The 24,527-nt window shown below is 66.7% G+C and carries 22 protein-coding genes; 11 read left to right on the top strand and 11 right to left on the bottom strand.

Translation table 11 applies throughout. The features are described from left to right. Positions 1-19 precede the first annotated feature (19 nt). The 4 genes from MKK62_RS26145 to MKK62_RS26160 form a co-directional block, all read right to left on the bottom strand. Complete coding sequence (locus MKK62_RS26145) at positions 20-1,267, bottom strand: glutamate-5-semialdehyde dehydrogenase (RefSeq protein WP_240263027.1); 1,248 nt, start codon at positions 1,265-1,267, stop codon at positions 20-22. Between the two features lie 21 nt (positions 1,268-1,288). After that, positions 1,289-2,689 carry a mechanosensitive ion channel domain-containing protein gene (locus tag MKK62_RS26150; protein WP_240263026.1) on the bottom strand — a complete coding sequence of 467 codons (1,401 nt, stop codon included), beginning with the start codon at positions 2,687-2,689 and terminating at the stop codon, positions 1,289-1,291. Further along, a complete protein-coding gene (locus MKK62_RS26155; protein ID WP_240263025.1) occupies positions 2,686-4,881 on the bottom strand; it encodes an adenylate/guanylate cyclase domain-containing protein in 2,196 nt (731 codons plus the stop codon). The genes MKK62_RS26150 and MKK62_RS26155 overlap by 4 nt, the downstream gene beginning before the upstream one ends. A 130-nt stretch (positions 4,882-5,011) precedes the next feature. Further along, positions 5,012-5,818 (bottom strand): GntR family transcriptional regulator, encoded by an 807-nt coding sequence (locus MKK62_RS26160; protein ID WP_350355769.1) that lies wholly within the window; start codon positions 5,816-5,818, stop codon positions 5,012-5,014. A gap of 76 nt (positions 5,819-5,894) precedes the next feature. Between MKK62_RS26160 and MKK62_RS26165 the strand changes: the two genes are divergently transcribed. From MKK62_RS26165 to MKK62_RS26185, 5 genes are read left to right on the top strand one after another with little or no spacing between them, the layout of a single operon-like run. After that, positions 5,895-7,331: an MmgE/PrpD family protein gene (locus MKK62_RS26165; protein ID WP_240263023.1), complete on the top strand. Its 1,437-nt coding sequence runs from the start codon at positions 5,895-5,897 to the stop codon at positions 7,329-7,331. A 10-nt stretch (positions 7,332-7,341) separates the two neighbouring features. After that, positions 7,342-8,223 (top strand): isocitrate lyase/PEP mutase family protein, encoded by an 882-nt coding sequence (locus MKK62_RS26170; protein WP_240263022.1) that lies wholly within the window; start codon positions 7,342-7,344, stop codon positions 8,221-8,223. Further along, on the top strand, positions 8,220-9,467 hold the full coding sequence (locus tag MKK62_RS26175) for a 3-isopropylmalate dehydratase large subunit (RefSeq protein WP_240263021.1): 1,248 nt from the start codon (positions 8,220-8,222) through the stop codon (positions 9,465-9,467). The genes MKK62_RS26170 and MKK62_RS26175 overlap by 4 nt, the downstream gene beginning before the upstream one ends. A gap of 8 nt (positions 9,468-9,475) precedes the next feature. After that, positions 9,476-10,024 (top strand): LeuD/DmdB family oxidoreductase small subunit, encoded by a 549-nt coding sequence (locus MKK62_RS26180; protein ID WP_240263917.1) that lies wholly within the window; start codon positions 9,476-9,478, stop codon positions 10,022-10,024. An 8-nt stretch (positions 10,025-10,032) separates the two neighbouring features. Further along, positions 10,033-10,566, top strand: a complete 534-nt coding sequence (locus MKK62_RS26185) for a YbhB/YbcL family Raf kinase inhibitor-like protein (protein WP_240263020.1) — start codon at positions 10,033-10,035, stop codon at positions 10,564-10,566. Here MKK62_RS26185 and MKK62_RS26190 read toward each other — a convergent pair. From MKK62_RS26190 to MKK62_RS26200, 3 genes are read right to left on the bottom strand one after another with little or no spacing between them, the layout of a single operon-like run. Next, complete coding sequence (locus tag MKK62_RS26190) at positions 10,563-11,234, bottom strand: TIGR04282 family arsenosugar biosynthesis glycosyltransferase (protein WP_240263019.1); 672 nt, start codon at positions 11,232-11,234, stop codon at positions 10,563-10,565. The genes MKK62_RS26185 and MKK62_RS26190 overlap by 4 nt on opposite strands. Then, positions 11,231-11,893: a glycosyltransferase family 2 protein gene (locus MKK62_RS26195; protein WP_240263018.1), complete on the bottom strand. Its 663-nt coding sequence runs from the start codon at positions 11,891-11,893 to the stop codon at positions 11,231-11,233. Before MKK62_RS26195 ends, MKK62_RS26190 begins: the two co-directional genes overlap by 4 nt. Before the next feature lie 15 nt (positions 11,894-11,908). Then, positions 11,909-12,937, bottom strand: coding sequence for an NAD-dependent epimerase/dehydratase family protein (locus tag MKK62_RS26200; protein ID WP_240263017.1), 1,029 nt, complete (start codon positions 12,935-12,937; stop codon positions 11,909-11,911). 368 nt (positions 12,938-13,305) lie between these two features. On the opposite strand from MKK62_RS26200, the gene MKK62_RS26205 reads away from it, so the two are divergent. From MKK62_RS26205 to MKK62_RS26220, 4 genes are read left to right on the top strand one after another with little or no spacing between them, the layout of a single operon-like run. Next, complete coding sequence (locus MKK62_RS26205) at positions 13,306-13,887, top strand: class I SAM-dependent DNA methyltransferase (protein ID WP_240263016.1); 582 nt, start codon at positions 13,306-13,308, stop codon at positions 13,885-13,887. Beyond that, positions 13,887-15,179 carry a molybdopterin-dependent oxidoreductase gene (locus MKK62_RS26210; protein WP_240263916.1) on the top strand — a complete coding sequence of 431 codons (1,293 nt, stop codon included), beginning with the start codon at positions 13,887-13,889 and terminating at the stop codon, positions 15,177-15,179. The genes MKK62_RS26205 and MKK62_RS26210 overlap by 1 nt, the downstream gene beginning before the upstream one ends. A 1-nt stretch (position 15,180) precedes the next feature. Then, complete coding sequence (locus MKK62_RS26215; RefSeq protein ID WP_240263015.1) at positions 15,181-15,720, top strand: hypothetical protein; 540 nt, start codon at positions 15,181-15,183, stop codon at positions 15,718-15,720. A gap of 39 nt (positions 15,721-15,759) precedes the next feature. After that, entirely contained in the window at positions 15,760-17,115 is a 1,356-nt protein-coding gene (locus tag MKK62_RS26220; protein ID WP_240263915.1) for a hypothetical protein, read from the top strand. Positions 17,116-17,124: 9 nt separating this feature from the next. Here the strand turns inward: MKK62_RS26220 and MKK62_RS26225 are convergent, their stop codons facing one another. The 3 genes from MKK62_RS26225 to MKK62_RS26240 all read right to left on the bottom strand — a co-directional run bounded on the left by MKK62_RS26225 (position 17,125) and on the right by MKK62_RS26240 (position 21,581). Next, complete coding sequence (locus MKK62_RS26225) at positions 17,125-19,167, bottom strand: NAD(+) synthase (protein ID WP_240263014.1); 2,043 nt, start codon at positions 19,165-19,167, stop codon at positions 17,125-17,127. A 61-nt stretch (positions 19,168-19,228) separates the two neighbouring features. Continuing rightward, positions 19,229-20,329 (bottom strand): PPE family protein, encoded by a 1,101-nt coding sequence (locus tag MKK62_RS26485; protein ID WP_286670878.1) that lies wholly within the window; start codon positions 20,327-20,329, stop codon positions 19,229-19,231. A gap of 49 nt (positions 20,330-20,378) precedes the next feature. After that, positions 20,379-21,581 carry a PPE family protein gene (locus MKK62_RS26240; protein WP_240263013.1) on the bottom strand — a complete coding sequence of 401 codons (1,203 nt, stop codon included), beginning with the start codon at positions 21,579-21,581 and terminating at the stop codon, positions 20,379-20,381. A 258-nt stretch (positions 21,582-21,839) separates the two neighbouring features. Here MKK62_RS26240 and MKK62_RS26245 point away from each other — a divergent pair, with 258 nt between their 5' ends. Further along, on the top strand, positions 21,840-22,379 hold the full coding sequence (locus tag MKK62_RS26245) for a cysteine hydrolase family protein (protein WP_240263012.1): 540 nt from the start codon (positions 21,840-21,842) through the stop codon (positions 22,377-22,379). Between the two features lie 18 nt (positions 22,380-22,397). Beyond that, complete coding sequence (locus tag MKK62_RS26250) at positions 22,398-23,276, top strand: NAD-dependent protein deacetylase (RefSeq protein WP_240263011.1); 879 nt, start codon at positions 22,398-22,400, stop codon at positions 23,274-23,276. Here MKK62_RS26250 and MKK62_RS26255 read toward each other — a convergent pair. Beyond that, entirely contained in the window at positions 23,243-24,502 is a 1,260-nt protein-coding gene (locus MKK62_RS26255) for a cytochrome P450 (RefSeq protein ID WP_240263010.1), read from the bottom strand. The genes MKK62_RS26250 and MKK62_RS26255 overlap by 34 nt on opposite strands. Positions 24,503-24,527 lie beyond the last annotated feature (25 nt).

Below are 24,527 nucleotides of genomic sequence, written 5' to 3' on the forward strand. Positions count from 1 at the left end.
CGTTGTCTCCTCAGCTCTGTCAGACCGAGCGGGTCTGGCCGTCTCCCCAGCCGATCCACTTGGTCGAGGTCAGTTCGGCGAGCCCCATCGGGCCGCGGGCGTGCAGCTTCTGGGTGGAGATCCCGATCTCCGCACCGAATCCGAACTGCTCGCCGTCGGTGAAGCTCGTCGAGGCGTTCACCATCACCGCGGCCGCGTCAACGCCCTCGGTAAACCGTTGTGCCGCTGCCATATTCGACGTCACGATGGCCTCGGTGTGGCCTGTGCCGTATTCGTTGATGTGGGCGATGGCCGCGTCGACACCGTCGACGACCGCGACGGCGATCTCCATTTCCAGGTACTCGCGGCGGAGGTGGTCGTCGTCGGGGTCCAGGTGCACGGTCACCCCGGCGTCCTGCAGCGCGTTGACCAGTCGCGGCATCGCCTGGTCGGCAATCGCCAAGTCGACCAGCAGTGTCTCGGCCGCGTTGCACACGCTGGGTCGACGAGTCTTGGAGTTCAACAGGATTCGCTCGGCCATGTCGAGGTCGGTGGCGTCGTGAACGTAGACGTGGCAGTTGCCGACACCGGTCTCGATGGTCGGCACCTGCGAGTCGCGGACCACGGCGTCGATCAGGCCGGCTCCCCCGCGCGGGATCACCACGTCGACCAAGCCGCGCGCCTGGATCAGGTGCGTGACCGACGAGCGGTCCGACGACGGAATCAGCTGCACGGCATCGACGGGCAAGTCCTCACTGTGCAGCGCATCGCGCAACACCGCGACCAGCGCCTGGTTGGAATGCACCGCCGAGGCGCTGCCGCGCAGCAGGGCGGCGTTGCCAGATTTCAGCGTCAGGCCGAACGCGTCGACGGTGACGTTGGGTCGGCCCTCGTAGACGATGCCGACCACGCCGAGTGGGACCCGCTGCTGGCGCAGCGCCAACCCGTTGGGCAGCGTGTAGCCGCGCAACACCTCGCCGACCGGATCGGGTAGACCCGCGACCTGCCGCAGGCCGGCCGCGATACCTTGCACACGTTTGACGTCGAGTGCGAGCCGGTCGAGCATGGCCACCGGGGTGTCGGCGTCGCGGGCGCACCGCAGGTCCTCGGCATTGGCCGCCAGAATCCGGTCGGTGTGGGTCACCAGCGCATCGGCGGCGACGTGCAGCGCATGATCCTTGGCGACCGTCGGCAGGGCGGCCAGCACACGGGCCGCCACCCGAGCTCGGCGCGCCGCGTCATGCACCTGCTGGCGCACGTCGGTCGCCGAGAAGGCATCGACACTCATTGAGACAGGGTAGCGGGCAATCTACGGGCGGGCAGCGACGGCCCCAACCGACGACTCGCTGCGACGGTCCTCGAGGATCCGGCCCAATTCCTGCAGCAGCAGCGGAGTCCGCAGCACGAGGTCTTCGATGTGCTCACGATCGATCTCGAGGGCGGTGACCTCGTCGAGCGCGTAGGCGCCCGCGAGGCTGGGTTGTCGGGTCAACGAGCTCAGACCCAGGAACGAACCCTCCTCGAGCAGGCTCAGCGGAGTCACCGAGCCGTCGTCGTTGGTCATGGTCCGCCGGATGCTCCCCTTGATCACGAACGTCATGGCCATCGGTACTTCGCCGGCGTACTGCACGATCTCGTCGGCGCCGTAACGGATCATCCGCGCATGCGGAATCAGCGACTGTTGGTCGGTCAGGCTCAAGCGCAGCGCGGGCGCCACCACGTCGCGCATGGCCACCTGGACCCGCGCCGGCGTGGAGTAGTCGTCGCTGACATCGTCGAGGTGCAGCTCTGCGCGACGTGCCGCGTACCAGATCCAGCGCAGGAACGTCGCTTTCGCCGCACCGTCGTCGGCCGGCGACCTCAACGCGACGCTGACCGTGTATCCGCCGGACCCGGTGACCGAACATGTCGGCGCCACATCGGCTTTGCGTTGTGGCAGCGCACTGGCCGTCCGCACCAGCAGCGTCCGCACGCGATCAGGTGGGTCGGCCGCCGCGAACGTGGTGGTGATCGACAGCGTGTGCCGCCCGGGTGGCCGGCTCAGGTTGGTGAACGACGTTGCGGCCAGCACCGAGTTCGGCGTGATCTGCAGGCCGTGGCCGGTCTGGATGTGCACCGCGCGCCAGTTCGCTTCGACGATTCGGCCGCGGGCGGTGGGGGTGTCCAGCCAGTCCCCGATCCGGAATGGCTGCTCGAACAACATGAACAGCCCGGAGACGATCTGGCCGACCGAGTTTTGCAGCATCAGGCCGATGACCACCGACGTCACACCCAGGGCGGTGAAAAGTCCCCCGACGCGGACGCCCCACACGTAGGAGAAGATCAGCGCGAGGCCGACGGCGATCAGCAAAAACCTGGTGACATCCCGGAATATCGTCGGAACCCGCTTGCGCCATGAGCTTTCCGGTGCCGCTTCGAACACCGTGGCGTTCAGCCCCGACAGCACCAGCACCAGCAACACGAAGCCGAACACCGTTGCCAGCACCCGTACCGAGTCGACGTGCGCCGGTACCCGCGCCACGTTGACCAGCAGCACCAGCAGCGCGGCCAGTGGCACCACGTAGCTGCGTAGCAGGTTGACCGGCTGGGCCAGCGAGCTCTGGCGGCGCGTGAGGAACTGTTGCCATTCGGTGAGACCGATCAGCAGCAGCGGTAGGCCGATGGCCAGCCCGATGGCCCAGTACAACCACACCGGGTCGACGCCCGTCATTTGCGGTCCGTCAATCGCCAGATCGGCCGTTCGGCACCGTCGACCGTGATGGTACCGGCCGCGGTGAATTGCCGGATGTCGCGCATCACCTCATAGACATCGGTGGTGACGAAGATACCGGATTCGGTTGCACCGCTGCGTAATTGATGGGCCAGATTCACCGCGGCACCCCACATGTCGTAGATGACGCTGGATCGGCCGACCAGCCCACTGACCACATTGCCGGTATTGACGCCGGCTCGCAGCGTGAGGTGATAGCCCTTACCAGCGTTGAACCGCTCGACGATGCGCTGCATCTCGACGGCGAAATCGATGGTTCGCGGGACGCTGTCCAGGCGCGGCACGTTCAGGCCACAACTGGCGAGATAACCATTGTGCACAGTGCGAATCGGTTCGACGCCAAGGGTTTCGGCAGTCGAGTCGAGTTCGCGCACCAACTCGTCGACAATCCGCACGAGCTCGTCACCGGACAACCCGATGGAGATCTCGTCGAGGCCGATGATGTCGGCGAAGATCACCGTGACGTCTTGGTGCTCTTGGGCGATGATCTGCTCACCGTCGCGGTAGCGCTGTGCGACAGGCTCGGGCATCAGCGACAGCAGCAATCGGTCGTTCTCCTTGCGCTGGGCGGTGAGCAGCCCTTCCTTGATCTCCAAATTACGGCTCATCTCGTTGAAAGCCGCAGTGAGACTGCCGATTTCGTCGTGGGTGGTGACCGGTATCGAGATGTCGTAGTGTCCCGCGCTGATCTCTTCCGCGCCGGCCCGCAGGCGTCGGATGGGCCCGACGAAACGTTGGGCGATCAGCATGGCGAGCACGCAGAGCAGGAATACCAACGCGGCGGCGGTCACCACCAGTGTGCGGGCGAATGCCGCGATACGCGCGTACGCCTCTTCGCTGTCGCGAGTAGCGAGAATCGACCAACGCAGATCGGAATTCGGGATGGCCACCGGCGCATATGCCGTGAGTTCCTGATCTCCTAGATACCCGGTGTCGGTGAGCGTGCCGCTCTGCCCGCGCTGGGCGGCGCGGAACGCCTTGGTCTCCACGGGCTGAACCAGCGTCGTACCGTGCCAGCGCATCGCCTTGGCGACAATGTCTTCCGGTGTTCCCGCCGCCACCGCGTCCCGTTTGTATTTCTCGGGGTCTTCCAAGAACATCCGCGAATCGGAACGCATCAGGCCGTCCGGACCTGCGAGGTACGTCTCGGCCGTTGCTCCCATGCCGGCGGCCTTCCAGTGCTGATCGGCGGTCATGATCCGGTTGACCTTCGCGATCGGCAGCGGCAGCGCGAGTACCCCGTCGGTCTTACCCGCCACACCGACCGGCGAGACCAGCCACGCGACGGGCATTCCACCGGCCGCCTGGAAAGCCTGGAAGTCGGTGATCCAGACGAAGTCGACGGAGTCTGCGTTCAAGGCCTTTTCGTAGGCGTCACGCAGATTGGACGCTCGGTACGGACCGGTCAGGATGTTGGTGCCCAACGCCGGACCCTTGTTGACGTTGTAGACCACGTTGCCGCGGGTGTCGAGAAGCATCGCGTCTCGGTATTCGAAGCGGGTCGCGATCTCGCGAAAGTATTGGTTGAACCGGACATTCGCCGCCGTCCAGGCGCTGCCGTCACCGGCGTCGACGGGTGGAGCCGACGCGTCGGCGGTCGGAAGTGTGTAGTGCACTTGGAGATAGCGCTGGGCGTTGGTGTCGGGCAGCACCGCGGCCAGGTCCAGCTTCTGGCCGGTGGTCTGCTGGATCGGCGTGATCAGCTTGTCGGTGTAATACTTGTCCAACGCTTGTTGCCGGCCGGGATCGACTGCCGCGTCGGCCAATTGGTCGAAGCCGGCGGTGAACGCCTGCACCGCTTCGTCCGCGGTGTAGCCGCGGCTGTAGATCGCCAGCGAGTTCGACAGGTCGGCGAACAGCATTTCGATTGCGCGCTTTTGGGCCTCACGCAATTGCGTCATGCGCTCGGCCGCGATGGGCAGCAGCGAACGTCGGCCTGACTCATAGGTCACGACACCGATGACGGCCAGCGTTGCCAGGCTTGACGCCAGCAGCATCACCATGATTTTCGATTGGATACTCAACCTGGACAGCGGGTTGAAGCCGCGGTGCCGGCGGCCTGCGACCGGAACCGGTTGCGGGTCCGCTGCCGGATCAGTTGAGCCTTGCGGCGTCAATCGACGTCCTTTCATGTCTTACGGCTCAGATCTCGGAGCAGAATAACGCCTGTCAACAGGCTTAATGGGGTTTGCCGGAAACCGTTATCAACACGACGTTTGTATCTGCGGGCACTTCTACACAACGTCGGCGCAATGACGCGGGTCAGCGCGGGCTTCGGCGCACGTCGTGTGCGATCGCCAGCCCATCACCGGCGTCGCCGCCACCGGGACTCTGCCGCATCAGCACCCGACTGCGGCTCGGCGACAGCAGGATCGACACGTAGTGGTGCGGCGTGCCGGATACGAAGGTGAGCCGGTTCAGTCGCAGCAGTGCCGAGCCGATCGGTACATCGAGCAGAGCCGCATTGCGGGGACCCGCGATCTCGGCGGTGATCTCGTGTTGCATCCGATCGACGACAACCCCTGCACCGGCCAGTAATTCGTAGAGCGGGTTATGCCCGAGGGCCGACGCGGTCAGCACGCCAGCGAGGCCGGTCGGCAGCCACGCTTCGGTGGTCATCAGCGGCTCGCGGGTCCGGCGCTCACGCCGCACGCGCAGGATGTGCAGCATCGGCGCGCTCACACCTAGCGCGTCACCAATCGCCGACGGCGGGATTCGGGTGTCGTGCTCGACCACGTCGGTGAACGTCTGGAATTGCGTCTGCCGCAAACTGTCCAGATATGAACCGGTCGGCGGCGCGGCGGCCCCGGGGTCCTGCTGCCGGACGAATGACCCGACACCTTGCCGACGTTCGATGTAGCCCTGCTCGGCCAAGTCCGCCAGGGCACGTCGCACCGTGATGCGCGATACCCCGAATTGATCACACAGCGACTGCTCGGTGGGCAATGCGTCGCCGGGATTCAGTGCGCCGCGGGCGATTTCGTCGTGCAGTACCAGAAATAGCTGACGATGCAACGGCACACCGGCCGCCGCGCTCACCGCTCCGCTGGCCTGCTGCATGAGGACCAATGTTTCCACACTCGCCTTGCCCGACGGTTGTCCAAGTTGTTATAACTATATGACAACTAGAAGGAGAGGCTTGTCCATGACCGCATCGCAGGTCCACCAGGAGGAGGCCACCGATCCGACCGGCCCGACCGGACGGCTGGCGTCTTGGGTGGCAGGTCTGACGCTCGACGACATCCCCCCAGACGTCATCGACCGGGCGAGACACCTGCTGCTCGACGGCCTGGGCTGCGGCCTGATCGGCGCGCAACTCCCCTGGTCACGGGTGGCCACGGCAGCCGTCCTGGATCTCGAGAACAGCGGCGACGCTGTTGTCATCGGCACCGGCGGGTCGACCAGCGCGCCCGCGGCCGCGCTGCTCAACGGCACCTTCATCCAGGGCTTCGAGCTCGACGACTTCCACCCGATCGCGCCCGTGCACAGCTGCTCGCTGGTCATTCCCGCGCTGTTGTCGACCGTCACCGCGCTCGCGCGGCCCGTCAGCGGCGCCGACTTCCTGCTTGCCGCGATCGTCGGACTCGAAGTAGGCCCTCGAGTGGGTTACGCCCTGCACGGCGCACAGATGCTCGACCGCGGATGGCACTCCGGCGCGGTGTTCGGGACCCACTCGGCGGCAACGGCGTCCGGCAAACTACGCGGCCTGACACCGGCCCAGCTGGAAGACGCCTTGGGATTGGCCGCCACCCAGTCGGGCGGTTTGATGGCCGCGCAGTACGAGGCGATGAGCAAACGCATGCATCACGGGTTCGCGGCCCGTAACGGCTTTTACGCCGCCGGGCTCGCCGCCGCCCACTACACCGGCATCAAGCGGGTCTTCGAGCGTGACTACGGCGGGTTTCTCAGCGTTTTCGGGGAGGGGCACGAGCCCGACGCCTCGTTGCTGACCGATCATCTCGGTGAGCGCTGGGAGACGTCGATCATCATGGTCAAGTCCTACGCGGTGATGGGCGGCCTGCACGGCGCCGTCGACGCCGCCCGCCGGCTCCGCAAATCGGTTGTCCCCGAGGATATCTCGAAGATCGACATCACCGTTGGCGAGACGGTCTACAAGCACGGCTGGTGGAATGCGCAGCGGCCGCTCACCGCGATCGGTGCGCAGATGAACATCGGCTACGCCACCGCCGTGACCCTGCTCGACGGCAACGCGCTGCCCGAGCAGTTCACGCTGGCCCGGCTGGACGCCGACGACGTCTGGTCGCTGATCGACAAAACCAACGTGCACCTCGACGAGTCGCTGAACGACGCCCCGCTCACCGAGCGGTTCCGCACCGACCTGACCATCACCACCCGCGACGGTCAGGTGCACCATGCGCGGGTCGACGCCCCGCACGGGGCACCCTGGGATCCGGTCACCAACGACGAGCTGGTCACCAAATTCCATGCCCTCACCGACCGCGTCACCGATCGCGGCCGCGCGACCGCGATCGAGCGGGCGGTCGTCGAGCTCGACGAACTCGGCGACGTCAGCGATCTGCTCGATCTTCTCGCCGCGCCGGTCGCCGGCGCGCTCGACTGAAAGGACAATCATGCCAACCACCCCCGCACGGCAGAACCTGCGCGCGCTGCTCGACACGGGCGAGCTCATCGTCGCGCCAGGTGTGTTCGACGGGATAACCGCGCACCTGGCTCGCCGCACCGGCCAGACAGCGGCATACATGACCGGCGCGGGTGTCGCCGCGTCAGGGTTCGGCCTGCCGGACATCGGACTGGTGACCGCCACGGAGATGGCCGAACGGGCCCGGATGCTGGTCGGTGTGCTCGACGATGTTCCGCTGATCGCCGATGCCGACACCGGGTACGGCGCCACGATCAACGTCGTGCGGACGGTCCGCCTTTACGAGCAGGCCGGGGTAGCCGCAATCCAGTTGGAGGATCAGCAATTTCCGAAACGGTGTGGGCACCTCGAAGACAAAAACGTCGTCGACGCCGCGGAGTTCGAATGGACACTGACCGCCGCGCTCGATGCTCGCACCGACGACAACCTGCTCGTGATCGCGCGGACCGATGCGCGGGCACCGCTCGGTCTGGACGTGGCGATCGACCGAGCGAACGGCTACGCCCGCGCCGGCGCGGACGTCATCTTCGTCGAGGCACCGCAGAGCATCGCGGAGATCGAACGCATCGCCAAGGAGGTCGAGGCGCCGCTGCTGATCAATTTGGTGCAAGGCGGGATGACCCCGGTCGAATCGGCCGCGCGACTGCAGGAGCTCGGGTACGCCATCGCCATCCATCCCAGCAACCCGCTCGGGCGCGCCGTCTTCGGCATGTTGGAGGGCTTCTGCGAACTCAACGGCAGCGACATCGCCGATCACCTGCCCGGCCGGCCCGCCGAGTTCTTCAACCTGGTCGGCATGGCGGAATGGCTCGAGCTGGACACCAGCTACGCACCCCTGGAGCACGCACGATGAGCATGACCATCATCGAAAAAATCTTCGCGCGCAAGGCGGGGCTCGATTCGGTGTCGGTCGGCGACACCGTCGTCGTCGACGTCGACATGACCGTGTTGATCGATCTGCAGTTCGCCACCATGTGGATCGAACCCCTGCGCATTCACGATCCCGACAAGCTGGCCATCGTCATGGACCATGCCGTGCCCGCGCCGACCGTCAAAGACGCAGCCGGCGGCCCGCTGGCCCGGAAGTTCGCCGCAGACTTCGGGATCGACCATTTCTACGACGTCGGCCGCCACGGTATCTGCCATCAGGTCATCGCCGAAAACGGCTTGGCCCGCCCCGGGGAAATCTTGGCCTGCACCGACTCGCACACCTGTGCGGCCGGTGCCTACAACACCGCCGCCCGCGGACTCGGGCCGGCCGAGGTGTATTCGATCATGTGCACCGGCAGCACCTGGTTCCAGGTGGCGCCGACCATCCGCTACCAGCTCGACGGCGTCAAGCCCGACAGCGTCAGCGGCAAGGACATCTTCTTGCACATCGCCAACGAATACGGCGACGCCGCGAATCTGAACCTCGAGTTCGGTGGCCCAGGCCTGGCTAGCGTCCCGATGCACGATCGGCGGACCATCGCCACCCAGGGTGCCGAAATATCAGCCGACTTCAGCACATTCGAGCCCGACGCGGTACTCACGTCCTATCTCGACGATCGCGGCATCACCGGATACGACGCCGCGGCGCCCGATCCCGACGCGGTGTACCGAGACGTGCGGCGGGTGGATCTGGCCGCGCTGGAACCCTATGTGGCCCGCCCGGGCACGGTGAGCCGCAACGGGCTGCCGGTCTCGCGGATCGACAAGCAGAAGATCGACCAGGCCTTCATCGGTTCGTGCGCCAACGGCCAGTTGGAAGACCTGGAGATCGCCGCCAACGTGCTGCGTGGCAACACCGTTGCTCCCGGCGTCCGGTTGCTCGTCACGCCGGCTTCGCAGGCGGTGTACCGCGAAGCGATGCGGCTGGGTTTTCTGCAGGACATCGCCGACGCGGGTGCGGTGATCACCAACTCGACCTGTGGCGCCTGCTTCGGCTACCACATGGGCGTGGTCGGACCCGGCGAGGTGTGTTTGACGTCGAGCACCCGGAACTTCACCGGGCGGATGGGCAGCCCGGATGCCGAGATCTACATGGCCTCGCCGGCCACCGTCGCCGCGTCGGCGCTCGCCGGCTATATCACCGACCCTAGGAGTGTGGCTGTATGACGCTGTCGATATCCGGCAAGGTGTGGGTGTTCGGCGACAACCTCAACACCGACGCCATGTATCCCGCGTTCGCGATGAAGATGGATCCACCGGAGGCGGCCAAGCACGTCTTCTACGAGGTCCGCCCCGGCTGGACCGACGACGTGTCGCCGGGCGACATCGTGTTGGCCGGCAAGAACTTCGGGCTGGGCTCGTCGCGTCCGGTCGCCGCGTTGTTCACCGAACTCGGCGTCGCCGGTCTGGTCGCCGAGGAGTTCAACTCGCTGTTCTTCCGCAACGCCGTCAACGCCGGGCTGCCCGCCATGACGCTGCCGGATGCCACGTCGCTGTTCAGCGAAGGCGACGTCGGAACGTTCGACTTGGCTTCGGGCACATGGCGCAACGAGACGACCGGCGCGTCGGGCGAGGTGCCGACATTGCCCGACCTGATCCTCGACATCATCACCAGCGGCGGTGTGCTGCCGAGGCTGGCGGCGCAGGGGTATCTGCCCGCCGAACTCGGCGAGCTGTTGAAGTCAAGTGCGGTCGCGATCCGCGGCGCGGGCAGCGGCGCATGATCGGCGCAGTGTTACGTCGCTTCCCGGTCGCCGGCGAGCGTCGAAGTCCCTTTGCCAGTGCTGCGTTCGACGCCGCTGCGGGCATCAGCGTCACCAGCTCGGCGTTCGACGACGGTGGCGCAATACCGAAGGTTTGCGCCGGCAAGGGGGTCGGCGACGACAGCTCGCCGCAGCTGAGTTGGTCGGGAGTGCCGGCACACGCGCGGCAGGTGGTGCTGATTATGGATGACATCGACGTTCCGCTGCCGCGGCCTCTCATTCACTCCATCGCGGTGGTCGATCCCGGTGTAGAAAACGTCGACACCGGTGCCCTGCGCCCTGGGACACCTGGATTCCGTTTTCTCGCAGGAACCTTGGGGCACCGCGGCTACACGGGCCCACGACCGATCCCCCGGCACGGTCCCCATCGTTATCGCTTCCTGGTATTCGCGCTCGACGCGACGATCCCCGACGATGTCAGCAGCTGCAAGGCGTTGCTGCGGGAAATGGCCGGGCATGTGCTGGCCCGCGGCGTCCTGACCGGAACCTACGAGCGCGCCTAGATGCCCGCTGCCCGGGTGACCTGAGCAAACCGACTCGACGGTGCACACGAGTCACGCACGCCGGCAATGTCGTCGACAACGTCGACGTCGGCCAGGCGCTCCACCGCGACGACGTCGATACCGTTGTCGCGCAAGGCTTGCGCGGTCAACTCCCCCGTGTCCGACTGCGACATCGGAACACCGCGTAGGCATTCAGCCGCGGCCGGATCACGTAGCCCGAGGATCCACCAGCCGCCGTCGCAGGCCTGACCCAGCACCGCCTGAGCGCCCAACAGCGTGCGCGCACAGTCGGTCAACAAGTCGGCGGTCACCTGGGGAGTGTCCATCCCAATCTGCAAGACCGGAAGCCCGGCACTGACCTCGCCCGCGTCGGCGTGCGCGTTGGCCAGGCGGTCGGCGAACTCGTCACCGCGCTGCCCGATGACCGTGAAATCGCCGAGCCGACGCCGAATCTCGGCGCCGCCGCACGCGGCGTCCAGATCACCGGTGAGCGCCACCACCCGCGCCGCCACCGGCATGTCGGCCACGGCATCCAAGGTGTCGAGCAGGGCCGCGGCGGCGATCTCGGCGGCCGCCCGCTCGCCGACCGTCTTCGCCAGCCGCGTCTTCGCCCTCCCGGGTTCCGGCGCTTTGGCAACTACCAACGCGATCACCGCGAGTGCGCTCACGAGATCACCTTCCAGAAGTCGAGTATCGCCGTGATGCTGCCGCGCAGCGAACCGCTGACCTTCGACTTACCACCGGTGCGTGGGCCGTAGTCCACATCGAACTCGGCCACTCGCCAACCGGCCGCCGCCGCCCGCACCAGCAGTTCCAGCGGATATCCCGAACGCCGATCGAGCACACCGAGATTCAGAAGATCTTCACGTCGGGCAACACGCATCGGTGCGATGTCGTGCACCGGCAGGCCATGGCGGGTCCGCAGCCGCCAGCTCATCACCACCGTGCCCAGTCGCGCCACCCACGGCCAGCGCAAGCCCCGGACAGGGCGTCGCCGGCCAGTCGCCAACTGAGCGCCTTCGGCGAGCGCGGCCACCAGTCGCGGGAGGTCCGCGGGATCCATCGATCCGTCGGCGTCGATGACCGCAACCACCGGGGTTGCCGCGGCGAGCACCCCCGCATGGACGGCCGCGCCATAGCCGGCTTGCGGCTCGAACACCACCGCGGCACCGTGCCGCGCCGCCACCTCCGCAGTGCCATCCGTGCTGTTGTTGTCCACCACCAGAGCGCGGTACCCAGAAGGAATGGCGCGCAGCACATCTGGTAGCGACTCTGCCTCGTTGAGGCACGGCAGGACGACGGTGACTTGATCGGTAAGCTCAGACATTCGCTCCATCGTGGTCTACCTGAGCGGAGCGAAGGCGAAGTCTCGCAAACCGTCGCGAGGCGGGATCGAGGCGCGGAAATTCAGGACATCGGCGGCGCGGGCGGGGTCGGCGACGATGTGGCGGACGTCGCCGCTGCGGTACTGCCCGGTCACCTGCGGGGACAGGTCGCCTCCACGGGCCTCGCAGAGCGCATCGGCCACCTCGAGTATCGAAACCGGCTGCCCAGAGCAGACGTTGACCGCCGTGAAGCCCTCGCGTTCCGCCGTCGCTGCCACGTTGGCGGCGGCGACGTCGTCGACGTGGACGAAGTCGCGCATTTGCCCGCCGTCTTCGAACACCTTGGGCGCCTCCCCCTTCTCCAACGAGGAACGGAAGATTGCGGCGACCCCGGAATACGGTGTGTCGCGGGGCATTCCGGGTCCGTAGACGTTGTGGTAACGCAGCGCCACCACCGAGCCGCCGGTCGACTCCGACCACGCCAGCGCGTAATGCTCTTGCGCCGTCTTGCTCGCCGCGTACAAGCTTCGCGGCCGTAGCGGGGCGGACTCGTCGACGAGCTGCCAGCGCAGCGCCTCTCCGCCGATCGGGCAGCGGTGTTCGAAGGCGCCCGCGTCCAGATCGGCCCGAGCGCGTGGGACCGGCTCGACCGGGCCGTGCTGCGGGCAGGCGTAGGCACCCTGGCCGTAGACGACCATCGACGATGCGAGCACCAGACGTCGGATCCCGGCCGCGAACATCTCCGCGAGCAGCACCGTCGTTCCCAAGTCGTTGTGGCCGCCGTAGGCCGGCGCGTCGGCCGCGTTCACGCCGGCGCCGACCATAGCGGCCTGATGACAAACCAGGTCGACACCGGCCAGCAGCGGCCTCATCGCCTCGGCATCCCGCACATCGACCTGGTGGCAGCCCTTCGGCAGAGGCGAGTCGGGCCCGTGCGCCGCCGGCAGCAAGACATCGACACCGACGACCTCGTGACCGGCGGCGCGAAGTGCCGTTCCCACCCTCGATCCGATGAATCCGGCCGCGCCGGTCAACAGCACTCGCACGCTCAGCGCACTTCCTTTCCCATCGCGGACTCAGCAGCGGGTAGCGCTGACCGCGAGCCGCAGAACCCTGCCACCACTGTGCCCGACCGCGCAGAGCGACCGGCACCTTACCCGCTAGCGGCCGTCGACCACACGACGAAAATCCGCCGTGAGCCAACCTCGGGCCGGTCGGCACCGAATCGCTATTAAACGCGGGGGTAACAAAAATGAGGTTGGGTGGATGAATGGACCGGACGTCCGAAACTTGTTCGAAGACAGCTGGCGCCCCACCCCTCACCGCACACTCAGCGGATGTGATCTATCAATCGGCCTCGACAGGCAGTTCGTGCTGGTCGCGTAACCACCTCGGCCATCGGCGTGAGTTGCCGATGTCACGATGGATGGGCGGGCCCGCTGCCACACCGGAAGACCGGGTCGCCGACGAACACGTCCTGCGGTATTGCTCGTCGCGTCCCACCTTGGATCTTGGCTGCGGGCCCGGCCGATTCACCGGTCGACTGCAGCAGCGCGGCCTTCCCGCCTTGGGTGTGGACAGTTCAGCCACCGCGGTGGAGATGACCCGTCGACGCGGCGGGACGGCCCTTCATCGAGACGTGTTCGCTCCCCTGCCCGCCGAGGGTAGCTGGGCGCAAATCCTGTTGACCGACGGCAACATCGGCATCGGCGGTGATCCGGTCGAGACGTTACGCAGGGCCTCACGCCTGCTCGACAGCGGCGGCGTTGTCATCGTCGAAATCGAGTCGCATACAACCACTTCCTGTCGCGAATGGGTGCGCTGGGAGACCGAGCAGTACCGCGGGCACTGGTTCCCATGGTCCCGCGTCGGAGCAGGTGCGCTCGGCGGCGTCGCCGACGCGGCGGGGCTGAACGTCGTGGAAGTCATCGATATCCACGCGCGGGTCATCGCCGTGCTGAACCTTTCGGCCACCGGCAACGTCGTACCTCGGTGATGAGTCGGTACGGCTTCCCCGCGGCCATGTGGCGCTCGTTGGAACGCCACCGGCCACCTGGCGTCGGCCTCCTACAGCGGTGGCGAAGCCCGTTGCGCGGGCCGTGGCTGACATCAGTCTTCGGTGCGGCGCTCCTGATCGGACTTCCGGTGGTGATCCTGACCGGGCTGCTGTCCTATATCGCCTACGGACCGCAGTTCGGACAGGCCATCCCCCGAGATGTCGGATGGTTGAAGCTGCCGACGTTCGACTGGCCGACCCATCCGTCGTGGCTTTACCGCCTGACCCAAGGCGTGCACGTCGGGCTGGGTTTAGTCATCATTCCGGTCGTGCTGGCCAAGCTCTGGTCGGTCATGCCCCGGTTCTTCGCGTGGCCGCCGCTACGGTCGATCGCGCAATTGTTCGAGCGCCTGTCGTTGGTGATGTTGGTGGGCGGAATCGTGTTCGAGCTCGCCACCGGTGTGTTGAACATTCAGTACGACTACATTTTCGGCTTCAGCTTCTACACCGCACACTATTTCGGCGCCTGGGTCTTCATCGCCGGCTTTACCCTGCATTTACTGATCAAGCTGCCGACAATGCTGCGCGGCGTGCGATCTCAGTCGCTGCGCAGCGTCCTACGCACGTCGCGTGCCGACACCCGTCCAGAACCAGCCGACCCGGACGGACTCGTCGCCGCGAACCCGGCGCCGCCCACCGTGAGTCGCCGCGGCGCGCTGGCGCTGGTCGGCGGCGGTGCGGTTTTCGTCGCGGTGATCACCGCCGGCCAGACGCTCGGCGGCATCACGCGCCGGGCCGCGATCCTGCTTCCGCGCGGCCGCAGCCGCGACAGTGATTTCGAGGTGAACCGGACTGCCTGGGCGGCCGGCATCACCGCCGCTGATGCCGGTCCGAACTGGCGACTGGTGCTGCGCGGGCCGTCGCAGGAACTGCGAATCGATCGGGCCGCGCTGGAGGCGATGCCGCAGCACACCGCCGAGTTGCCGATCGCCTGCGTCGAAGGATGGTCGACGACGCAGACGTGGAGCGGCGTACGCCTCCGCGACTTGGCCGCGCTGGCCGGTGCGCCCGGCAGCCACGCCACTGTGCGCTCGCTCGAACGCTTCGGGGCGTTCAATCGCGCGGTGCTGCAGGCCAACCAAGTGAGTGATCCCGATTCGTTGCTGGCCCTGCGCGTCAACGGTGCGGCACTGTCGATGGACCACGGTTATCCCGCCCGCGTGATCGTGCCCGCTTTACCGGGCGTGCACAACACCAAATGGGTGCGGCTCATCGAATTCGGAAAGCCCTGACATGCGGACGATGATCGCCCGGTTCAGTGCCGCCTACGGCGACAATCCTTTGCACCTGTTGGGAACGATCGCCGCGGGCGCTCTCGCCGGCTACGTCGTCGTACTTCTCGGCCCGCACCATCTGTGGAATACCAAGGTGTGGTGGCAGTCCATCGCGGTGTGGTTTGCCGGGGCGATCATCGGCCACGACTTGATCCTGTTCCCGCTGTACGCGTTGGCCGACCTGTCGCTCAGACGTGCCGTCAGCGCTGTCGGCAGACACCGAAGGCGCTTGGACACTCGGTCACCGACCGTAGCTCCCCTCAATTACGTGCGCGTACCGACCTTGGCGACGGGATTGTGCCTGCTGCTGTTCTTCCCCGGCATCATCCAGCAGGGACACCTCAGCTACGTCGCGGCGACCGGCCAAGACCAGCAGCCATTCCTCGGCCGCTGGCTGCTGCTCACCGCCGCCGCATACGGCGCCGCAGCGCTGGCGTACGCCACCCGACTTGCACTGGTCACTTGGCGTGCCGGTAGCGACACGCAGCGGCCGAGGTGACGTTCGTCCACGGTGGTCGGAGATCATGACCAGATGGCCGTGAAAGTCGAACGCCGCGAAGCCATCGCGGTGACAGTGGGTATCGCGCTGATCGCGGCCGCATTCACCGTGCCTCACCTCCACCTCGGCGTCGTCGCACCGTTGATCAACAGTTCAAAGAAACAGCTGCACGATTTCGCCGATTGCGCACCGCTTTTCGGTTGGTGGAAGCTGCACGTCGGCTGGGGGACGATACCCGCCGTGGCGATCGGCGCCGCGACCGTCCGCTGGGGCCCAGCCGTGGCGCAGCGATTGGCTTGGCGGGCACTCACATTGGTCACCTGGGCAACCTCCTGCGCCTGGGCGTTCGCGCTGGCCATGGTCGACGGATGGCAGCTCGGGTTTGCCGGACGTCTGACCACGCGGCACGAATACCTGCGCCAGGTACCGACCATCACCGACATCCCGTCGATGCTGCGGACGTTCTCCAGCCGCATCCTGGATTTTCAGCCACACTCCTGGATCACCCATGTGTCCGGCCACCCGCCTGGCGCTCTGCTGACGTTCGTGTGGCTGGACCGGATCGGCTTGAGCGGCGGCGCGTGGGCGGGGGCGCTCTGCTTGCTGGTCGGGTCGAGCGCGGCGACCGCCGTGATCGTCGCGCTGCGCGCGGTATCCGACGAGGCGACCGCGCGGATGGCCGCGCCGTTCACCGCCGCGGCGCCGACCGCCATCTGGATCGCCGTCTCGGCGGACGGCTACTTCGCCGGCGTTGCCGCCTGGGGTATCGCGCTGCTGGCGCTGGCGGCAAGCCGCACCGTGCGGTGGCCGGCCGTCGCTGCGGTGTCGGCAGGCCTGGTTCTCGGCTGGGCGATATTCCTGAACTACGGGCTGCTGCTGATGGGATTGCTTGCGCTGGCGGTGCTCCTGGCGGTCGGCGACCGCAAGGCGTCGGTGGCCGCTCTGGCAGCGGCGGTTCCGTCGGCATTGGCGGTGGTGGCGGCATTCGCAGCGACGGGCTTTTGGTGGTTCGACGGCTATACCCTTGTCCAGCAACGGTATTGGCAGGGAATTGCGCTGAACCGGCCGTTTCAGTACTGGAGCTGGGCGAACCTGGCATCCGTTGCATGCGCGATTGGTCTCGGCAGCGTCGCGGGTCTGGGCAGGGTCTTGGACATCGCGGCCATCCGGCGACGCTCCGGTCTGCATCTTCTGGTCCTGGCTGCCCTCACCGCTATCGTGTGTGCCGATCTGAGCATGCTCAGCAAAGCCGAAACCGAGCGCATCTGGTTACCGTTCACGGTGTGGTTGACTGCCGCCCCGGCGCTACTGCCGCGCCGATCCCAAAGCTGGTGGCTGGCCGCCAACGTGGTCGGCGCCATCATCGTCAACCATGTGATGCTGACGAACTGGTAGCCGAGAGCCCTAGTCCTCGGGAATGTCTCGTTCGATCGCGTCCAGCCAAGCCTGGGCCGACATATCCGACGGGGCGCGCCAGTCGCCGCGCGGCGACAGCGCACCACCGTGAGACACCTTGGGGCCGTTGGGCAAGGCGGAGCGCTTGAACTGGCTGAACGAATAGAACCGCTGCACGAAGACCTGCAGCCAGTGTCGAATCTCTTTCAGCGAGTAGGACGGCCGCTTGTTCTCCGGGAACCCGGGCGGCCAGTTCCCGCTGTCGGGATCGCTCCACGCGTGCCACGCCAGAAATGCGACCTTCGCCGGGCGGAACCCGTAGCGTAGGACTTGGTAGAGCGAAAAATCTTGCAGCGCAAAGGGCCCGATCTTCGCTTCGCTGCTCTGCAGTTCTTCTTCCTCACCGCTCGGCACCAGTTCGGGAGTTATCTCGGTGTCGAGCACCGACTGCAGAACTTCCCCCACCTCCGCCGGGAACTGGCCGGAAGAAATCACCCAGCGGATCAGGTGCTGAACCAGCGTCTTCGGCACACCCGCATTGACGTTGTAATGCGACATCTGGTCGCCCACACCGTAAGTCGACCAACCCAATCCCAGTTCAGACAGATCACCGGTGCCCAGCACGATGCCACCGCGTTGGTTTGCCAGCCGGAACAGGTAATCGGTGCGCAGACCGGCCTGGACGTTTTCGAACGTCACGTCATACACCTTTTCGCCGCGCGAGAACGGATGATCCATCTCCTTGAGCATCAGCGACGCGGTTTCGCTGATGTCGATCTCGGCGAAAGTCACTCCGAGCGCGCGGCACAACTCGACCGCGTTGCGCTTGGTGTGCTCACCGGTGGCGAAGCCAGGCAAGGTGAAAGCGAGAATGTCGCTGCGCGGCCGTTCTTCTCGGTCCATCGCGCGGGCAGCAACGATCAATGCATGCGTCGAGTCGAGTCCGCCGGAGATCCCGATGACGACTTTGGGGAAGTCCAGCGCCCGCAGGCGCTGCTCGAGCCCGGCGACCTGAATGCTGTAACCCTCGTAGCAGTCCTGCTCGAGCCGCTGGGGGTCGGCGGGCACGAACGGGAATCGTTCGATCTCACGACGCAATCCGATGTCGCCGGTCGGCGGGTCGAGTCGGAAGCTGATGTGGCGGAACGAGTCTGCGATGTGACGATGATGCCGGCGGTTGTCGTCGAAGGTGCCCATCCGCAGCCGCTCCGAGCGAATCAACTCGAGGTCGACGTCGGCGATACTGCGACGCTCGCCCTTGGGAAAGCGTTCCGACTCGGCGAGCAGTTCACCGTTCTCCCACACCATGGTCTGGCCGTCCCAGGCCAGGTCGGTGGTCGACTCCCCTTCTCCGGCAGCGGCGTACACGTAGGCGGCCAGGCATCGCTGCGATGCCGAGCGCGCCAACAGCGAGCGGTCGTCGGCGCGACCGATCGTGATCGGGCTGCCCGACAAGTTGGCCAACACCGTCGCACCCGCCAGGGCCGCTTCGGCGCTCGGCGGAATCGGGACGAACATGTCCTCGCAGATCTCGACGTGCAGCACGAATCCCCTGATGTCCGAAGCGGCGAACAGCAGATCCGACCCGAACGGCGCGTCCAGGCCCGCGACGCGGATGGTGCCGCGTTCGTCGTCGCCGGGTGCGACCTGACGGCGCTCGTAGAACTCGCGGTAGGTGGGCAGATACGACTTGGGTGCCACCCCGAGCACCGCGCCGCGATGGATGACCACCGCGGTGTTGTAGATGCGGTGCCGATGACGCAACGGGGCTCCGACGACGAGCACCGGCAACAGGTCGGTGCTCGCCGCGAGGACTTCGCCCAGCGCGTCCTCGACGGCATCCAGCAACACGTCTTGCAGCAGGATGTCTTCAATGGAGTAGCCGGACAATGTGAGCTCGGGGAACACCGCGAGCGCCACACCGTCGTCGTGGCATTGCCGGGCCAGCCGCAGCACCGACGCCGCGTTGGCCGCGGGATCGCCGATCGTGGTGGGGTGGGTGCACGCGGCGACCCGGACAAAGCCCTGGCTGTAAGCGTTGTAGAAGTCCATCGTTCCCTTATTGTCGCCTCGCTCGTCCCATCTGGCGAATATCGGGTGTCCCGTACGGGCGCTACCCGCCGGGTGCGGGCCTCGGTATGCGGTAGCGCCGATCCCTCATCCGGAACACGGCGTTGCCGCCGCGCCGCCAGCCCGCGTGGTTGAGTTGCGCCGCCGCCGGCACACCTGTCTGACCGTTGGGCACCGGCTCGTGTACCCATGGCGGGAGTGCCCGAAAACCCGGCTGCCCACCGGTTGCGGTCGCGACACTCGGCGGCGCTTCCCCCACCCAACTCGGCGGGGTCGACAGTCCGCCGACCGAGCCCGCATGACCCATATGAGCAAGCACTGGACGAGTCCCGGCGGCCGGTGGCGTCGCGCGCGCCGCCGCGACACCTCCCAACGGCGCGGCGAGTTCGGGCAGGGTCTGGCCTTGGACCTCCAACTGGGTCAACCCGTTGACGAAGATTCCGGCGGTGAACACCGCGAAGGGGATTTGATACGCCGGTACCAGCGGCCCGGTCAGCGTGTTGAACGTTTCGAAGGCGGAGATGATCGGCGATACGGCGGGGTCGGCCGCGGCGGCCGGGGCAGCAGCCTGGCTTGCCAGTTGCTGCGCCATCGCCTGGGTCTGCAAGCCGGCCGGATTCACGATCTGCGGCGGCTGCGCAAAATTGCCCAACTCGGCCGCCGACGAAGCTGAAACCGCGTACGCGTACATCGCCGCGGCGTCTTGAGCCCACATCTCGGCGTACGCGGCTTCGGCGGCGGCAATTGCCGCGGTGTTCTGCCCGAAGAAGTTCGTCGCCACCAGTGTCGCGAGCAGGACACGGTTGGCGGCGACCACCATCGGCGGCACGGTCGCCGCGAAGGCCGCCTCGTAAGCCGCGACCGCCAGCCGAGCCTGGTCCGCGGCCCGCTCGGCCTGCCGGGCGGTAGCGGACACCCACGCCGCATAGGGCGCGCTCGCGGCCGCCATGGCCGTCGCGGACGGGCCAATCCAGTGTCGGTCGTGCAGCTCCGAGACCGTCGAAGAATATGCGTCAGAAAAGCTTTCGAGCTCGGCGGCAAGGCCGTCCCACGCCGCTGCCGCGGCCAACATCGGACCCGCGCCCGGACCGGTGTACATCCTGGCCGAGTTGATCTCGGGCGGCAACGCCCCGAAATCCAACATCGGCTCCCTCCCCGCCTGTCGTCTTCGAATGAGCTGCAGCGGGTTACGCTCAACCGCCCATGAACGGACGGGGCATGGTGAAGCGGCCCGCCTGCACCCGCAAGATGTTGCTCACCGTCGGGCGCGACCACGCACCGGGCTGCTGCGTCATTCCGACCACTGGCGGAGCGCCGGCCACACCCGTCGTTTCGGACGAAGCCGGAATCGCCCCGAGCTCCGTGTCGGTGAGCCACTGCGGGTCTTCAACAGCGCTGGCCACCGGGGTCGCCGACGCCCATGTCTGCGGAACCGACAGGCCGCCAATGGGTTCGGCCTGACCGAAGCCCGCAAGCATGGGTTTGGGCGTCGCTTCCGGCACACGTAGTGCCGACTCGGCAGCCCGGGCCTTCGCCCCGTCCGCCTCCTCTTCGGCAATCTTCGGAAGATCCTCGGCTTGCACGCCGGTGCGGTACAGGCCCGTTGCGAAGCTGCCGCCGCTGGTGACGGTTCGGCTCAGCGCAGCGCCGAGGTTCAGCGGACCGGCAAGGGTGTTGAAATTGCTGAAAGCCGTCAGCAACGGGTCGAGTACCGGATCGGCCGCGGCCGAAACGCCGCCGGCGGCAAGGGTTTGCAGCTGGTTGGGTACCAACCCGAGCACCTGTGACAACACCGACTGCGCGGTGGTGGTACCCGACCCGCCCGCGGCGCGTGTCACCGCCTCGGCCTGCGCGAGTTGTCCGCCGGTCGCGGTGGTCACCGGCGGGGCTGAGAACGGCGTGAGGTCGGCCGCTGTCGACGACGACGCGGCATAGGCGTACATCGCCTGGGCGTCCTGCGCCCACATCTCGGCGTAGGCCGCTTCCACTGCCGCGATGTCCGCGGTGTACTGCCCAAACACGTTGGCTGACACCAGCGCCGCATAGTGAGCGCGGTTCTCCGCAACGAGGGTCGGTGGCACCGTCGCCGCGAACGCGACCTCGTAGGCCGCGGCCGCTGCCCGCGCGCGCCCCGCCGTTTCCTCCGCGGAGGCCGCCGCCGCGGCCATCCAGTCGACGTACGGGACGGCCGCCTCCACCATCGCGACCGAGGCGTTGCCCGCCCACGATTCGTTCTGCAGCCCGGTCAGAATCGCCACGTAACCCGTTGCAACAGAGTCCAATTGGCTGGCCACAGCTTGCCACGCCGACGCGGCTGAGATGATCGGGCCAGACCCCGGCCCCGCATACAGCCGACCCGAGTTGACCTCGGGCGGTAGTGCACCGAAATCGATCATCGCCCGTTCCCCTTTCCGCGAATCTGTTGGCGGTCGGGGCATCGTGCTGGCGTCCCGGCTGCTGCCCTCGGGCGCAATCGCATCGGTGACACCTGGCGACACCTGCCCGTCCACCGGGTGAACAGGCGACCACCGCCACACTTTCCAAGCTAGGCGCGATGGCGAAACGGTCCCAGGTATCCATAGCCAATTCATGTGTTGTGGAGAAGAATCGCCTGCAGCCCGCATCGGCTCGTCGCCAACGGGTACTCCACTCAGATGAGCGCTACAGCGGTCCTTGTCGTGGACATGATGAACACCTACCAGCACCCCGATGCCGAGCAGCTGGTCCCCAATGTCGAGAAGATCATCGATCCCCTCGCCGACCTGGTCAAGCGTGCTCGTGACGCCGACGACATCGACCTGATATACGTCAACGACAACTACGGAGACTTCACGGCGAGCTTCTCTGACCTGGTGCGGTCGGCCTGCCACGGCGAACGGCCGGACCTGGTGGATCCGATCGTGCCGACCCAGCACAGTCGAGCGATGACCAAGGTCCGGCACAGCGCTTTCTACGCGTCACCACTTGCCTACTTGCTTCGCCGTATCGGCACCGAGCGACTGGTCCTGACCGGGCAGGTGACCGAGCAGTGCATTCTGTACAGCGCACTGGACGCCTACGTCCGGCACTTCGCGGTCGTGGTCCCGACCGACGCTGTGGCCGGGATCGACGCTGAGCTGAGCGATGCCGCGCTGACGATGATGCAGCGAAACATGGACGCCGAGCTGACAACGGCAGCGAAGTGCATCGGCTGAATCCGTACTCTGGATAGGGTGACGTCTACGCGCGCCGAGGCTCCGGAGCTGGTCGCCGCGCTGACCGGTTGCCGTGTCGCCGTGCTCACCGGGGCGGGAATGTCCACCGACTCCGGCATTCCCGACTACCGCGGGCCGGATTCACCACCGAGCAATCCGATGACGATCCGCCAGTTCACCACCGACCCGGTGTTCCGTCAGCGGTACTGGGCCCGCAATCATGTCGGCTGGCGGCACATGGCTGACACCACCCCCAATGCCGGCCACCGCGCGCTGGCCGCGCTCGAGGGCGACGGCATCGTCAACGGCCTCATCACGCAGAACGTGGACCTATTGCACAGCAAGGCCGGCAGCCGGAACGTCATCAATCTGCACGGCACCTACGCCCAGGTGGTCTGCCTGGACTGCGGGCACACCATGACCCGTGCCGCACTGGCCGACGAACTGGATGCGCTGAACCCGGGATTCACCGAGCGCGTCGCGGCGGTCGGCGGACTGGCCGTGGCGCCGGACGCCGACGCTGTCGTCGCCGACACCTCGTCGTTTCGTTACCTCGACTGCCCCTCCTGCGGCGGCATGCTCAAACCAGACATCGTCTACTTCGGCGAAAGCGTCGCGAAAGACGTGGTCCAGCAGGCGTTTTCGCTCGTGGACGACGCCGATGCGCTGCTGGTTGCCGGTTCGTCGCTGACCGTGTTCTCCGGCTACCGCTTCGTGCGGCACGCGGCCGCCGCAGGCATTCCGATCGCCATCATCAACCTCGGTACCACTCGCGGCGACGACTTGGCCACGGTCAAGGTCGACGGCGGTTGCTCGGAGTTGCTGACGCTGTTAGCCGAGGAGTTGTCGCCGGCGGCGGTCGGTCAGAACGTGCAAGGCATGCTGCGGATGCCGTGAATGAAGTTGCCTGCCAGATAAACCGGGTCGCCGGCCTGAATCTCCGGTAGCTGGTGCAGCAGTTCACCGAAGATCGCCCGCAACTGGGCCCTGGCCAAGTTCGCGCCGAGACAGAAGTGCACACCGCCACCGCCGAACCCGACGTGCGGGTTGGGGTTACGGCTCAGGTCGAGGCGCTCGGGGTGCTCAAAGACGTCGGTGTCGAAGTTGCCCGATGAATAGAACATCACCACCTTCTCGCCGGCGTTGATGGCTTGCCCGGCGATCTCCACGTCCTTGGCGGCCGTGCGGCGGAACGTCATCACCGGAGTCGCCCACCGGATGAACTCCTCGACTGCCCCGCCGATCCGGTTGTCGAAATCCTCGAGCAGCCACGCGCGTTGGTCGGGAAAGTCGGTCAGCGCCCGTAGGGCGTGGCTGGTGGTCTGGCGGGTGGTGTCGTTGCCCGCGACGGCGAGCAAGACGAAGAACGCGGCGACGTCGGCATCGGACAGTCGGTCGCCGTCCACCTCGGCGTTGACCATCGCGCTGAAGAAGTCGTCGCCGGGATTCTGCCGCCGTTCCGCGGCGAGGTCGAGCGCCACTTGATGGACGTACATCTGCGCTTCAAAGAGCACTTGGAGGGGCTGACGCCCGTTGAGGTAGACCGGATCGCCCCAGGACACCATCGCATCCGCGGCGTGCGCCACCTTCTGACGCTCCTCCTCCGGGATGCCGACCATCTCCGAGAGCGTCCGGATCGGCAGTTCCTTCGCGCAGCGCTGCACGAAGTCGACGCCGCTACCGGCCTCTTTGAGTTCCTCGACGATGGTCTTCGCGTTCGCCTTGATCGAGTCCTCGATACGGCGGATCTGCCGCGGGGTGAAGGCAGCGCTGACCAGCTTGCGCAGGAAAGTATGCCGCGGCGGGTCCATGGCGAGGAAGGACTGGGACGCCTCGAGCAGGTCCTCGGGCACGTTCTCGAACAGCACGCCCTTACCCGACAGGAACGTATCGCTGTCGCGGCTGATCGCGACGATGTCGTCGCGCCGGGTGACCGCCCAGTAGCCGGGATCGTCCGGATCCTGCATCAGGGCGTCCTCCACCGGCGGGTGCCAGCTGACTGGGCGCGATGCGCGCAGTTCGGCAAACGACCTGTCCCGCTCCTGGGCGCTCGTCGACCAGAACGCGCGCGACGACAGGTCGATCGGGTCGTAGGCACGGGGGGTGGCAGCCGTCGCGGTCATGAAATCCTCCATTGGCTATGACGCC

It is taken from the genome of Mycobacterium paraterrae (assembly GCF_022430545.2).
Classification (GTDB): Bacteria; Actinomycetota; Actinomycetes; order Mycobacteriales; family Mycobacteriaceae; genus Mycobacterium; species Mycobacterium paraterrae.